This is a genomic window from Streptomyces sp. NBC_00457, from assembly GCF_036014015.1.
Classification (GTDB): Bacteria; Actinomycetota; Actinomycetes; order Streptomycetales; family Streptomycetaceae; genus Streptomyces.
In genome coordinates this window covers 6,161,223-6,174,566 of sequence record NZ_CP107905.1, presented here as the reverse complement: position 1 = coordinate 6,174,566, position 13,344 = coordinate 6,161,223, and the positions used below count along the sequence as shown (strand labels likewise).

Genomic DNA, 13,344 nt, shown 5'->3' with positions numbered 1-13,344 from the left:
CCGTAGCCGGCACGTCCTACCCGCCTACTCGGTGCCGATGGGCGAGGTCCGCCACGACCGCCGCATGGTCGGAGGGCCATACCCCCTCGACGGGGCCATCGCCCGCGCGCCGCACACCCTGCACATGGCCGATTCCGCCGGCGCCCGGAGGCCCTACGTGGATGTAATCGATGCGGGCGCTGGGGCCCAGACCTGCGGCGGCGTAAGGGTTTGCCGCGTCCCAGGTGAAGGCAGGCGCGCCCGGCTCGGCGTACTCCCAGGCGTCGTAGAGGACTTGCCCGGGGACGGCGGGTGCGGTGCGGTAGCCGCCGAAGAGGCGGATCTCGTCCGAGTCCGGCAGGGCGTTGAAGTCGCCGGTGACGACCGGCGGGAACGGGGTGCCGCTCCGGTGCTCCGCGACGAACTCGGCCAGGGCCCTGACCTGACGGCAGCGTACGGCCGAGGCGTGGACGGCGGAGGTGAGGTGGGTGGTGAAGAAGGGGACGTCGTAGGAGGGGGTGGCCAGGCGGGCGTACAGGGCGAGGCGGCCGTCGGCGACGTCGGTGGGGGCGGGGAGGGGCAGCACGGCGTGGTCGGTCACCGGCCAACGGCTGAGTACGGCGTTTCCGATCCCGACCGCCGCGTCGCCGATCCTGCGCTGCCAGCGCTCGGGCGCGGGTGAGGGGCCCCAGGCCCAGTGCAGGCCGAGTTCCCCGGCCAGCCACTCGGCGAGGTTCTCCCCGTCGTCGGTCGCCCAGACCTCCTGCAACCCGACGACATCGGGGCGCAGTTCACGCAAGACGCCGAGAATCGCCTTCTGCCGCGCCTCCCAAGGCCCGAACCGCCACCAGAGGTTCCACGTCACGACGCGCACGACCCCATCACCGCCCCTACGCCCTACCGCTTGCCGGCTCAAGGCAATGATGGAGTCCCGTCCCGGACCCGACACAGGAGACCCGGAAACAATGCCCCGTCACTCCGAACGCAAATACCGGGCCGTCACCGCGGTCCAGCGTCACCTCAACCGCGTCATGCGCCGCCTGCCGGCCCACACCCTCCTGGAGACCACCGGCCGCGCCTCCGGCCTCCCCCGCCGCACCCCCATCGGCGGCCGTCGCGTCGGCGACTCCTTCTGGCTGGTCTCGGAGTTCGGGGAGCGGTCGCAGTACGTCCGCAACATCAAGGCCAACCCACGGGTGCGGGTCCGGCTCCACGGCCGCTGGCACTACGGCACCGCCCACCTCCTCCCGGACGACGACGCGGTGGCCCGGCTGCGGAGCCTGCCGCGGATGAACAGTGCGGCGGTACGGGTGGTGGGGGCGGGGTTGCTCACGGTGCGGGTGGACTTGGACAGCTGAAAACTCTGCATGATGGTGGCGTGACGGTGAACATGACGATGAGCCTGCCTGACGACGTGGCCGCATTCGTCAAGGCCAAGGGCAATGCTTCCGCGTACACGGCACGGATACTGCGCCGTCAGATGCTCGCCGAAGCGTTGGAGAAGTCGGTACGAGTGCGCGCCGAGGCCGGGATCGTGGCGGTGGTGGCAGAACCCGCCGAGAGCGAAGAGGGCAGCCTGGAGCGGTGGGGCCAGGTGGCGGGCCGGTGAAGCACGGCCACGTCTACGAATTGACTCCCGGACGTGCTCGATCTGTAGCTCCAAGCGACTCTCTCACCCCGGCCAAACAAGCGCCTGCACCTCGCTGTACGCATGCAGCGCATACGACCCCACATCCCGCCCCACCCCGCTCTTCTTGAAGCCCCCGAACGGTGCCTCCATGTTCCGCCCGACGGTGTTCACGCCCACTCCGCCGGCCCGCAGTTGCCGGGCGACGCGGAATGCGCGGGCGACGTCCGACGACCAGACGTAGTCGATCAGGCCGTAGTCGCTGTCGTTGGCGAGGGCGATCCCCTCTTCCTCCTCCTCGAAGGGGATGACGGATACCACCGGGCCGAAGATCTCCTCCCGGGTCACGCGCATCGAGGCAGTGCAGTCCGCCAGGAGGGTCGGGGAGACGTAGAAGCCGCGGTCGTACGAGGGGCGTTCGCCGCCCGTCACCACCGTGGCTCCCTCCTTCCGGCCCGACTCCACATACGACTCGACCCGTTCCCGGTGATCGGCCGAGATCACCGGTCCGACCACCGTCCCGGGCTCTCTCGGGTCTCCGACCTTCAACCGGTCCGCATAGCCCGCGAGTTGCTCGACCAACCGGTCGTACACCCCGCGCTGCGCCAGCACTCGCGTCGGTGCGGTGCAGATCTGGCCGCTGTAGAAGGAGAAGGTGGTCCCGATGCCGGCCACGGCCGAGCCGAGGTCCGCGTCGTCGAAGACGAGCGCCGCGCCCTTGCCGCCCAGCTCCATCAGCTGGCGTTTCATGTCGCGCCCGCACACCTCGGCGATGCGCTGTCCTACGGCGGTGGAGCCGGTGAAGCTGACCATGTCGACGTCGGGGGACGATACGGCCGCCTCGCCCACCTCCACCGACCGGCCGCAGACCACGTTCACGACGCCCGCCGGAACGCCCGCAGCCTCCAGCGCCTCCGCCATCCGGAACACCGACAGGGGGTCCTGCGGGGCGGGTTTGACGACGACCGTGTTGCCCATGGCCAGCGCGGGGGCGATCTTGCCGGCCGGGTTGGCCCAGGGGTTGTTGTAGGAGGTGACGCAGGTGACGACGCCGACGGGCTGGCGTACGGCAAGGGCGCCCATCACCGCCGCCCTGCCCATCGGGCCCGCCTCGTTGATCTGCGGCGGGATCGCCCACTCCGCCGGCTCGACCTTCGCGTACCGCCGGAAACGGGCCGCGCCGACCCCGACCTGCATGCCGTACGCCGTCCCGGTCGTCGCCCCCGTCTCCGCCTGCGCCAGCCGGGCATACGGCTCCAGGTGCCCGCGGATGATGTCAGCCGCCCGGCCCAGTACGACCGCCCGCTCCTCCGGCGTCGTACGCGACCACGAACCGAAGGCCTCGCGGGCCGCGGCGGCAGCCGCGTGCACCTGATCCCGCGAGGCCTCCGGCGCCCACCCGACGGTCTCCTCCGACGCCGGGTCGGTCACCTCGTAGTGGCCGCCGTCCGGTTCGACCCACGAACCGCCGACGAACAGACGTTGTCCCTCGGTCACCTTCGGGTCACCCGTTCTTGTCGTGCGGGGTGCCGTGACCGACCTGCTTTTCCGGCCGGGGGTCCGGGGGTTGGCCCCCGGGAGAATGCAGCGTGCTCACCGTGCTCGTGTCCCGTCCGGACCGCAGCACCTTCCCCGGCACCGCCCCCGTCACCACGTCGTCCCGGATCGCCTCGACGCCGTTGACCCACACGGCCCGCACCCCGAGCGCCTTGGAGTCCAGCCGCGGACTGTCACCCGGCAGGTCGTGCACCAGGGTGGCCGTGCCGGCGCCGATCCGTTCCGGGTCGAAGAGGACGAGGTCCGCATGGAATCCCTCCGCCACCCGGCCCCGCTCCCGCAGCCCGAACAACCGCGCCGGATCGTCGGTCAGCATCTTCACCGCCTGCTCGAGCCCGGCCAGCTTCCGGCCGCGCAGACAGTCCCCGAGGAACCGGGTCGTGTACGGCGCCCCGCACATCCGGTCCAGATGCGCCCCCGCGTCCGACCCTCCGAGCATCACGTCCTCGTGCTGCCACGCCTCGGCCCGCATCGCCCAGGACGCCGGGTCGTTGTCGGTCGGCATCGGCCAGAGCACCGTGCGCAGCTCGTCCGCCGCGCAGATCTCCACCAGGCACTGGAAGGCGTCCTGCCCGCGTTCCGCCGCGATGTCCTCCACGACCCGCCCGCTGAGCCCACGGTTCGCCTCGCTGTACGTGTCGCCGATGACGTAGCGCCCGAAGTTCGTCAGCCGCCGGAAGACACCCGCCTCCTTGCTGCCCGCCCGCTCCAGCATCTCCGCCCGCACGCCGGCATCCCTGAGCCGCGCGATCCGCTCCGGCACCGGCAGCCCCAGAATCGGCCCCCACCCGGGGATGAGGTTCAGCGCGCAGAAGGTGCCGAGCGACATGTTCATCGGCGTGAGGATGGGCATCGTCAACGCCACCACCCGCCCACCCGCCTTCCGCGCCCGCTCACTCGCCACCAACTGCCTCGGCACCCGCTCAGGGACGGACGAGTCGATCGTCAGCACATTCCAGTTCAACGGCCGCCCCGCCGCCGCGCTCATCTCCACGAACAGATCGATCTCGGCATCACTGAACTGATCCAGACACCCGGCCACGATCGCCTCGATCTGCGTCCCCTCGTGCTCCCCCACCGCCTGGGAGAGCGCCAGCAGTTCGGCAGGCTTCGCATGCCGCGAGGCAACCGGCTGCCCGTCCCCGTCGGAGTGGGTCGAGGACTGCGTGGTCGAGAGTCCCCACGCCCCCGCATCCATCGACTCATGGAGCAGGCGGAGCATGGCGCCGAGTTGCTCCTCGGACGGCTGACCGCCGACCGCATCCGGCCCCATCACATACCGCCGCAACGCACAATGCCCCACCATGAAGCCCGCGTTGACCGCGATACGTCCTTCGAGGGCATCCAGATACTCACCGAAGCTGCTCCAGCTCCAAGGCGCCCCCTCCTCCAGCGCCACCAGCGACATCCCCTCGACCTTGGACATCATGCGGCGGGTGTAGTCCGCGTCGTCCGGGCGGTCGGGGTTGAGGGGGGCGAGGGTAAATCCGCAGTTACCGGCCGCGACCGTGGTCACCCCGTGGTTCAGGGACGGGGTGGCATACGGATCCCAGAACAGCTGGGCGTCGTAGTGAGTATGGGGATCGACAAACCCGGGCGCGAGAACGAGCCCAGCAGCATCCTCACTGCTCCGAGCCTCCTCGGTGACGGCACCGATGACGGCGATACGACCGTCCCGGATACCGACGTCAGCGGTGTAGGCGGGCGCACCCGTCCCGTCAACGACGGTCGCCCCTTTGATGACGTGATCGAGCATGAGCCTTACCTCCTTGAACTCCGGGCAGCTGGAGACACCCAGGGGCGCGGGGAACTGCGCGACAAGCCCCAACGGACCCGCAGACGCCGACGAACCTCAGCCAGCCCTACGGAACCGCGTAGTCCGATGCACCGGATCCGTATCGATCTTCGGAATCACGTGCTCCCCAATAAGCCGAATCGTCTGCAACGTCTCCTCCTTCGGCACCCCCACCGGCAACCCGAAGCTCAACTGATCCGCCCCCGCCTGCTCCCACCGCTTGCACTGCGTGAGCACCTCATCCGGATCCCCGCAGATCAGTAGCTCCTCCTCGATGAGGACCTCGACGAACTCCGCGGTGTACTCAGGCAACGTCTCCGGCCACACCGGAAACCCTTCCGGCCGCGGAAACGTGTCGTGGTACCGGAAGACCAGCGACGGCAGATAGTGCAACCCGCCATTGACGGCGATCTCGATCGCCTCGGCATGAGTAGGCGCACAGATCGCCGTCGTCGTCACCATCACGTTGTCGTTGACGAAGTCCCCGATCGGCTCCGCGTCCACCACCGCCGTCTTGTACTGCTCCAGCACCCACTCCATGTCGGAGACCTTCTGCACGCTGAACCCGAGCACACCGAGCCCCTTCTTCGCCGCCATGGCGTACGACGGCGGCGACCCCGCCGCGTACCACATCGCGGGGTGGGACTTGCCGTACGGCTTCGGCAGGATCTTCCGCGGCGGCAGCGACCAGTGCTTGCCCTGGAACCCGGCGTACTCCTCCTGGAGCCACATCTTCGGGAACTCGGCGATGGTCTCTTCCCAGATCTCCTTGGTGTAGTTCATGTCGGTGATCCCGGGAAGGAACCCGAGGATCTCGTGCGATCCGGCGCCTCGCCCGCTGCCGAACTCGAAGCGGTTCTGCGAGAGGTGGTCGAGCATGGCCACCTTCTCGGCGACCTTGACCGGGTGGTTGACCTGGGCGAGGGGATTGAAGATCCCGGAGCCGAGATGGATGCGCTCGGTCGCGTGGGCGAGGTAGCCCAGGAACACGTCGTTGGCGGAGAGGTGCGAGTACTCCTCCAGGAAGTGGTGTTCGGAGGCCCAGGCGTACTTGAAGCCGGACTTGTCGGCCTGGATGACGTACTCGGTCTCCTCCATCAGCGCCTTGTGTTCGGCCAGCGGGTCGGTCTCGGCGCGCTTGCCCACATATCCCTGTACAAAGAGCCCGAATTCCAAGGAGGTTCACCGTCCCCGGTCTGGAGTGCTTGGATGATCCGAATCTGAATCTGATGGCCCGTCAGATCGCTGACTGTGGCACCGTCCGCATGAAGCGTCAATACCTGACGGTCAGTCAGACGACCGAGACTCCCGCGAGCCACCCACCGTCGATCACGAACGGCTGCCCCGTGATGTACGACGAGTCCGCGCATGTGAGGAACAGCGCCAGCCGTGCCACCTCCTCCGGCCGCCCGATCCGGCCCAGCGGCACGAGCTTGCGGTAGAGCCCGTCGAGCGCCTCCGTCATCTCCGCGGCGTCCGCGTTCGGGTCCAGCTGGGCCGGGTTGGACATCGCCGTGTCGATGGCGCCGGGGCACATGGCGTTGACCCGGATGCCCCGGTCGGCCAGCTCCAGCGCGGCGACGCGGGTGAGGCCGAGGACGGCGTGCTTGGTGGCGGCGTAGGCACCGACCGCCGCCATGCCGGTCAGGCCGGTGTAGGAGGCGGTGTTGACGATCGTGCCGCCGTCGGCCAGTTCGGTGGCCACCGATTTGATCCCCAGGAAACAGCCGACCTGGTTGACCCGTACGACCTGCATGAACTCGTCGAGCGGCGTGTCCGCGAGCGTGTTGAAGCGCAGGATCCCGGCATTGTTGACCAGCCCGTCGAGACGGCCGTACGTCTCCTTCGCGGCGGCCACCGCCGCCTGCCAGTCGGCCTCCTCGCCGACGTCCAGATGGACATACGTCGCCCCGATCTCCTTGGCGAGGGACTCCCCCTGGTCGTCCAGCACGTCGGCCACGACGACCGCCGCGCCCTCCGCCCTGAACAGCCGGGCCTCCTGCTCGCCCTGTCCGCGCGCCGCGCCGGTGATGATGACGACGCGTCCGTCCAGCTTGCCCATGGCGTCTCCTCGGATCCTCAGAGGTGGGGTGCTATGTCGGCGCCGAACGCCGCGATCTGGTCGATGAGTTCGCCGCGGCCCCGGCTGCGGAACCGCACCTGGATCTGGTCCACACCCATCGCGCGGTAGGCCCGGAGGGACTCGGCGAGGGCGTCGGGGGGTCCGGTGAGGGCGCGCCGGCCGACGTCCCAGGCAGGCGTCCCGACGTACAAGGGCTCGGCGATGGCGCCGATGACGAAGGGTCCCTGGATGCCGGCCTCTTCACGGAGCCGCCTGATCCGGGCGATCTGTTCCGGCAGCCGGTCCCGTGGGTCCCCCTGCGGCAGCCACCCGTCCCCCTTCAGCGCCGCCCTGCGCACGGCGGCCGGCGACGATCCGCCGACCCAGACCGGGACGTGCTCCTGAGCGGGACGCGGACGCTGGCCGAGCCCCTCGAAGTCGTACAACTTGCCGTGGTGCTCGGGGAATTCGTCGGGGCCGAGGGCCGCGCGGAGGGCGTCGATGGTCTCGTCGAGTACCGCGCCCCGGTGCTGGAAGTCGACGCCCAGCGCCGAGAACTCCTCCTCCACATGCCCCGCCCCGACCCCGAGGATCAGCCGGCCGCCGGAGAGGTGGTCGAGGGTCGCGTACTGCTTGGCGGTGAGCAGGGGGTGGCGCAGGCCCACGACCGCGACATGGCTGAGGAGCCGTACGTGCCCGGTGGCCGCCGCCAGGTACGCGAGCGTGGCGACGGGGTCGTACCAGACCGTGCTCATCGCGGGCGCGAGACGGCGCGGGATGGCCACGTGGTCGCAGCAGGCGACGTAGGAGAAGCCCGCGCGGTCGGCGGCCCGGGCGATGGCCACGAGGTCGTCGGGGCCGGCGGCCGCCTCCCAGGGCTCGGTGTAAAGGGTGCTCTGGGACTGGACCGGGAGCTGGATGCCGTAGGACACGCTGGCCCTCCATTATCTGACGGGTCGTCACATGCATGGTCCGAGCTGATGACTCGTCAGGCAAGGGGTCGGTGGAGGTCGGTGGAATGTCCCCGGCTGCAAAGACGGCGCCGAAGTCGTAAATGGCCCCTGGATGTACTGGAGTTGGCGCACCGGTGCAGCGCGAGCGGCAACTGTGCCAGGAGTGCGCGGAGTGATCTCGAACCGTCTCCGCGCTGGCTACGTTGAGGCCGTGCGGACTCAGCAGCAGCCGGGGAGCGGCAGAACCGGCGACTCCCAGCAGTCGTCCCAGGCGCCCCGCAACGCCAGGCCACCCGTCTCCGGCGCCGCTCCCCCCGCCCTGCTCGGACTCCAGCGGTCCGCGGGCAACGCGGCCACCTCGCGGGCGGTGCAGCGTGCGCGGAACGCGAGTGCCCGGACGGAGTTACCCGCTGTCGACGAGAGCCCGGAAGTCGAGTTCGAGCTGCCGTCGTACCTGATGAACCTCCAGGCGGGCGGGCTCTCCTCGACGTACGGACTGACCGGGCACGAGTTCGTGCGGCATGCGGTGTCCGCGGTCGTCGGGCACGCCGATGGGACGGTCGCCGACATCGCGGGCGAACTGACCGGACGGCCGGAGAGCTTCTTCGGGCAGGGCCGTGCCTTCGCCGTGGAGGGCCGTACGGGCAAGGAGTGGTGGGACATCACCGTCGCCATCTCCCGGGCCCCCGACGACAGGCCGCCCGTCTTCCAGCAGAACGACCTGGCCGACGCCTCGCCGGAGACGGCGACTGAGACCAACGGTGTGCCCAAGGCGCGGCTGGACGACCCGGTGGGCAAGGACACCAAGCTCGACGTCCACCACAACACGGCCGCCACGGCCAGTTCCCAGGCCGGCGGGAACTCCAGCCACGGCGCCGGAGGCCTCGCCTTCGGGCTCGTGCCCGTCGTCCCCGGTCTGTGGCTGGGCGGCGCCGGCATGCTCAACGCGCAGCCCTGGCAGTCCTCCCGGGAGTCCCGCCACCAGCGGAACGTGGCCGAGCCGCGGGTGCTGCGGAGCAAGGACGGCACGGTCGAGGTGCGGCGCAAGGTGCGTTTCGAGGTGCGGGCGAAGCTGCGCGGCGGCACCGAGGACGCGCAGACGTTCGGCGGTTCCGGCGCGCTGACCCAGCGCGTGCCGACCGAGCATCTGGTCCCGGCCGGCCTCGCGGCACCCGCCCCGCCGCGGCCCGTGAGCGCGGACACCGCCCGGAACGTCTCGCTCGCCGACTCCATGGCCCCGGTCGCGGCGGCCGACTCCGCCGCCCCGCACGAGGGTGGCGGCGGGCTCTTCGACGCCGTCGCCTCCGTACTCCACCCCTCGCTCACCGCACCCGGAGCGCCGGGCCGGAGCCGGCTGTACCAAGCGACCTCCACGGCGACCGTCCTGGAGGACATGCCCCGGCTGCTGCGGGACGGCGTGGTCGGCGAGGATCTGCGCTCCAAGGACGACAAGACGGCGGGCAGTTACCACCTGCGTGCCGCGATCACCGGCCTCTCCCCGGCCTGGGGCACCGGCGGGACCCAGCTGCGCACCCACCAGCAGAGCCAGACGTCGGTCACGGAGAGCGCGGGCAAGGGGCGGTCCGTCGCGGGCGGCGTGGGACCGGCGATCGGCGTCGGGGCTGTCGCCAACGCGGCGGTCGTGCGGGGCACCGCGATGCCGGTCGGCGCCGCCCGCAAGGCGCGCTTCACCACGACCGAGCAGAGCGTCACCAGCCGGCAGGGCGCGGAGATCCGCGGCGAGAAGGCGCTCTACGCCGGGACGGTCGTCTTCACCGTGGAGGGGACGGGCCCGCGGTCGGCCCGGGCGATCCTGGACCCCGCCACCCGGGTCGCCCGGCACTCGATGAACGTGTGGATCAGCCTGCGGGCCGACGAGGCGGCGTCCTTCGGGCTGCCGCTGCCGGCCGGCATGACCGCCGAGGACTTCGTCCAGAAGCCGACGCGGGTCGACGAGAACGGCGAGGAGCAGGAGGTCGAGCGCCATCTGCCCTACGACGGGAAGGGCGCCGGCGTCGCGCTGAGCCGGGTCGACACCGGGCCCATGATGCGGGCGGTGCGTGAGCTGTTCGCCACCGACCCCCGGCTGGCCGGTTACCTCCCCGCCTTCGGCACCGCCGCGCCGGCCGGTCAGGTCAGCGACGAGGAGCAGGAGGCCCAGCGGCACAACTACCGCGAGCTGATGACCGCGCTGTCGGAGACCAACCTCCGGGTGAACAAGGACCAGTTGCTGTCCACCGGCATCCGGGTGCGGCTGCGCCGCAAGACGACCATGCACTCCCATGACGTGCAGCTCCTCGTCAAGGGCAGGCTGAGCGACACCGCCTACGAGGGCGACATCAAGGACTGGTCGGTGCGCAGCCACTCCGGCGTCACCGGCAACGCCCAGAGCGGGCGCAGCAGCCAGCGGTCGATCGGCGGTCTGGTGCTCGGCCAGGCCCGGATCGTCCCCGGCGTCCTCACCGGCTCGGCCCGCTACGAGCGGCACAGCACCGGCACCCACCGCAACCAGGCCGGCACGACCGGCCGTACGGACGTCGTGGCCAACGGCTCCGACACGGCCAGCGCCTTCCGGGCCGCCCTGCAGCTCGACGTGGAGGCCACCATGACCTCCCGGCCCCGCAAACTCGCCCGCGGCATCACCCCCGGCAAGCCCGGCCGGGACGTGCCGGAGGCCGAGACGGTGACGTACATGAACATGGGCAGCCAGGACGTACGGCTGACCACGCCCACGGAGTTCACGGTGGACCAGGAGGGGAAGGACCGGCTGGACGCGGTGGTCGGGGGCCGCGGGGAGCCGGCGCCCGCCACCGGCAACGTCGCCGCCGAGGGCATCGGCGACCTGGCCACGCTCGTGCCGCAGCCGGCCACCGGGTCCCTGGTGCGGGACTGGCAGCTGGTGGAGACCGTCGAGGCGGCGCCCGTCCGGGAGCTCGCCTTCGCGCTGCTGTCCAAGGCCGCCGCCCGCAACAAGACCCTGCGCGAGGACCCGGCGCTGGCGACGGAGGGGCTCGCGCCACGGCAGGCGGTCGAGGAGCGGTTCGGCGAACGGGCGGTCCAGGGGGCGCTGCGGCAGGCCGGGTCCTCCGGCTGGGTCGTGAAGAACCTCCGCTATCCGCGCCGCCTCGCGGCCCTCAAGGGCGCGGTCGGCACCCGGCTCGCGCTGGCCAACCCGAAGTTCGTGCACAGGGGCGCGGGCCCGGGCACCGAGACCTTCGTGCTGGGCGGCCACCAGTCCGGGGGGCAGGCCGGCGAGGGCACCACCAGCAGCTGGCAGTTCGGCGTCATGGGCTCGGAGCAGGGCAGCTTCTGGCGGGCCGGTCAGGGCCTGACGGCGATCCGTACGTCGAGCGAGGGCGAGGCCCGGTCCCAGGCCGTGTCCGGCACGGTCGAGCGCAACGCCCACACTCCGAAGAAGGCCCCGCTCTACCTGGTCCAGTGCGATGTGCTGGTCGACATGATCGCGGAGGTCAAGGTCACCGGCGGCGGCCCCTACGTGGCGAAGGGCGCCCAGACGCTGCCCGCCGCGGCCGGCGTGTGGCTGACGGAGGCGCAGTTACCGGCGGAGATCCGGCGGGAGCTGGGGCTGGACGCCCCCGCACCGGCCAAGGCGTCCGGCGGCGGGCAGGAAGAGAGCCCGGCGGAGAGTTCCCGGACGGCCGCCGAGCGGGCCGGGGCGGGCACGGCAGGCGCGTCCTCGTCCGCGGCGCCCGCCGGCACCGGGACGGCCGCCGAACGGGCCGCCACCGAGACGGCCGGCCCGTCCTCGTCCGCGGCGCCCGCCGGTGCCGGCCCGTCGTTGCGTCGCGAACTGCCGCTGGGGTTCGGCATGATCGAGGATCTTCCGGACTTCGTACCGCTGCTGGCACAGCTGCGGTCGCGTCTCGTCGCGAACCGGCGGCAGGGTCTCGCCGACGATCTGCTGCCGCGCCGGCAGCTCGACGACCGCAACGACAACGTGCAGCGGCTGCTGCGGGTCCTGGACCGCGACGGCTCCGCCGGGCTGCTGGCCAGTGCCATGGACGGCGGGGTCACCGTTGAGCTGTTTGACGGCCGCAGGACGCCGTACTGGGCCGTGTTCAAGGTCGACCGGGTCGGCGACGGCACGTTCCTGGGCGAGGCGGGCGACAAGCGGGACATGGAGTACATCACCTCGGCCGTCGCCCAGCAGGCCGACTCCCGCGACAAGGGCGTGGTGACCGGCGTCGAGGGCATCCTCGCGGGATCGGGCAAACCGGAGGCGGGGGCCGGGCAGTTGAAGAGCACCGGCGGTGCGGGGGGCCTCGGACTCTCGTCCGGCACCTCGCGGCGCAGCGGTGCCGCGAGCCGGGGCCAGCTCGGTATGAAGACGGTCGCGGAGGCGGGTGCGGCGCCGTCGTCGAAGATGCGGGTGCCGGTCCGGGCGAGCCTGGAACTGTACCGGGGCAACTCCCGGGTGGCGCTGGCCCGGCTGGACAATCTGGCGCTGACCCACCGCGTCCTGAACGCGGACCTCAAAGCCCTCTCCCACGTGGAGCTTCCGCCTCAGGACGTGGCGCTCGTCGCCGGGGGCGGCTCGCGTGACGACGGCTCGGTCGGCCTGGACGGCTGGCGTGCGGGCGGTGTGCGGCTGCCGTTGGAGGCGCAGGTCAACGGCTTCCAAGGGGCGCCGCAGGTGCGGCGGTTGGTGACGGACGCGGTCCGGCGGGCGGGCGGCGGCGACCGGTTCCGCGACAAGGGGCAGGCCGCCGCGTACGCCCTGAACGAGGCGGTCTCCACGGAGTGGATGATCGCCGCGCTGCCGCTGCTCACCTCCGCCGGCGTCGACCTGCCGCCGGTGCACGCCTCCGGCGCCGAGGGCCAGAATCTGAACGCCTCCCTGCACGCACGGCTGCGCAACGGCCTGGTGCTGGGCGTCGGCGACAAGATGACCTTCGAGACGATCGGCCAGAGCGATCTGGACGCGCCCCGCCCCACCCAGGAGGACGGCCAGAGCTCCACCGACCGCAGCAGGGCGGCCCGCCCGATGTTCGGCGCGGGCTTGCTCAACGCCGACCAGTTCCGCCTCAACCAGATGATGGGCAACACGGGCGGCTCCGGCGGCGCGACCGACGCCACGGCGAACTCCTCCGGCTCGATGCCGATGCACAAGCCGAAGATGAAGTCCGTGCTGGTCCAGTTCACGCTGGACGTCAGGGTGGTGGCTCAGGTGACCAACCGGGTCCGCGGCGGCCGGACGAGTACGGCCGTACGGGAGACCACCCTGGCCCGTCCGGTGCTGGTCCGCATGCCGGAGCCCGTGGTCCGCCGGATGCTGGCCACCCAGGGCAACCAGCTCTCCGTCCGTCGCACGCCCAGGATGGCGCCGTCGGCGCGGACCGGCCCGTGAGCC

At 71.4% G+C, this 13,344-nt stretch carries 8 protein-coding genes and 1 pseudogene; 3 read left to right on the top strand and 6 right to left on the bottom strand.

The genetic code is table 11. The annotated features are described in order from the left end of the window. Positions 1–16: 16 nt before the first annotated feature. A complete protein-coding gene (locus OG828_RS28220) occupies positions 17–853 on the bottom strand; it encodes an endonuclease/exonuclease/phosphatase family protein (protein ID WP_328502682.1) in 837 nt (278 codons plus the stop codon). Between the two features lie 91 nt (positions 854–944). Here OG828_RS28220 and OG828_RS28215 point away from each other — a divergent pair, with 91 nt between their 5' ends. Then, positions 945–1,337: a nitroreductase/quinone reductase family protein gene (locus OG828_RS28215; protein ID WP_328502681.1), complete on the top strand. Its 393-nt coding sequence runs from the start codon at positions 945–947 to the stop codon at positions 1,335–1,337. A gap of 20 nt (positions 1,338–1,357) precedes the next feature. After that, a complete protein-coding gene (locus tag OG828_RS28210) occupies positions 1,358–1,588 on the top strand; it encodes a hypothetical protein (RefSeq protein WP_328502680.1) in 231 nt (76 codons plus the stop codon). A 63-nt stretch (positions 1,589–1,651) separates the two neighbouring features. Here OG828_RS28210 and OG828_RS28205 read toward each other — a convergent pair whose 3' ends face one another. The 5 genes and pseudogenes from OG828_RS28205 to OG828_RS28185 form a co-directional block, all read right to left on the bottom strand. Further along, entirely contained in the window at positions 1,652–3,103 is a 1,452-nt protein-coding gene (locus tag OG828_RS28205; protein ID WP_328502679.1) for an aldehyde dehydrogenase family protein, read from the bottom strand. Between the two features lie 91 nt (positions 3,104–3,194). Beyond that, positions 3,195–4,919, bottom strand: a pseudogene (locus tag OG828_RS28200) (N-acyl-D-amino-acid deacylase family protein); the annotation flags it as partial. 96 nt (positions 4,920–5,015) lie between these two features. After that, positions 5,016–6,134 carry an LLM class flavin-dependent oxidoreductase gene (locus OG828_RS28195; RefSeq protein WP_328440117.1) on the bottom strand — a complete coding sequence of 373 codons (1,119 nt, stop codon included), beginning with the start codon at positions 6,132–6,134 and terminating at the stop codon, positions 5,016–5,018. Between the two features lie 115 nt (positions 6,135–6,249). Further along, positions 6,250–7,020: an SDR family NAD(P)-dependent oxidoreductase gene (locus OG828_RS28190; protein ID WP_328502678.1), complete on the bottom strand. Its 771-nt coding sequence runs from the start codon at positions 7,018–7,020 to the stop codon at positions 6,250–6,252. Between the two features lie 17 nt (positions 7,021–7,037). Next, positions 7,038–7,952, bottom strand: coding sequence for a TIGR03619 family F420-dependent LLM class oxidoreductase (locus OG828_RS28185; protein ID WP_328502677.1), 915 nt, complete (start codon positions 7,950–7,952; stop codon positions 7,038–7,040). Between the two features lie 232 nt (positions 7,953–8,184). Between OG828_RS28185 and OG828_RS28180 the strand changes: the two genes are divergently transcribed. Beyond that, positions 8,185–13,341: a hypothetical protein gene (locus OG828_RS28180; protein ID WP_328502676.1), complete on the top strand. Its 5,157-nt coding sequence runs from the start codon at positions 8,185–8,187 to the stop codon at positions 13,339–13,341. Positions 13,342–13,344 lie beyond the last annotated feature (3 nt).

Bases quoted from the DNA above. Each gene is read 5' to 3' on its own strand.
- OG828_RS28215 (WP_328502681.1), top strand. From the start codon at position 945: ATGCCCCGTCACTCCGAACGCAAATACCGGGCCGTCACCGCGGTCCAG.
- OG828_RS28190 (WP_328502678.1), bottom strand. From the start codon at position 7,020: ATGGGCAAGCTGGACGGACGCGTCGTCATCATCACCGGCGCGGCGCGC.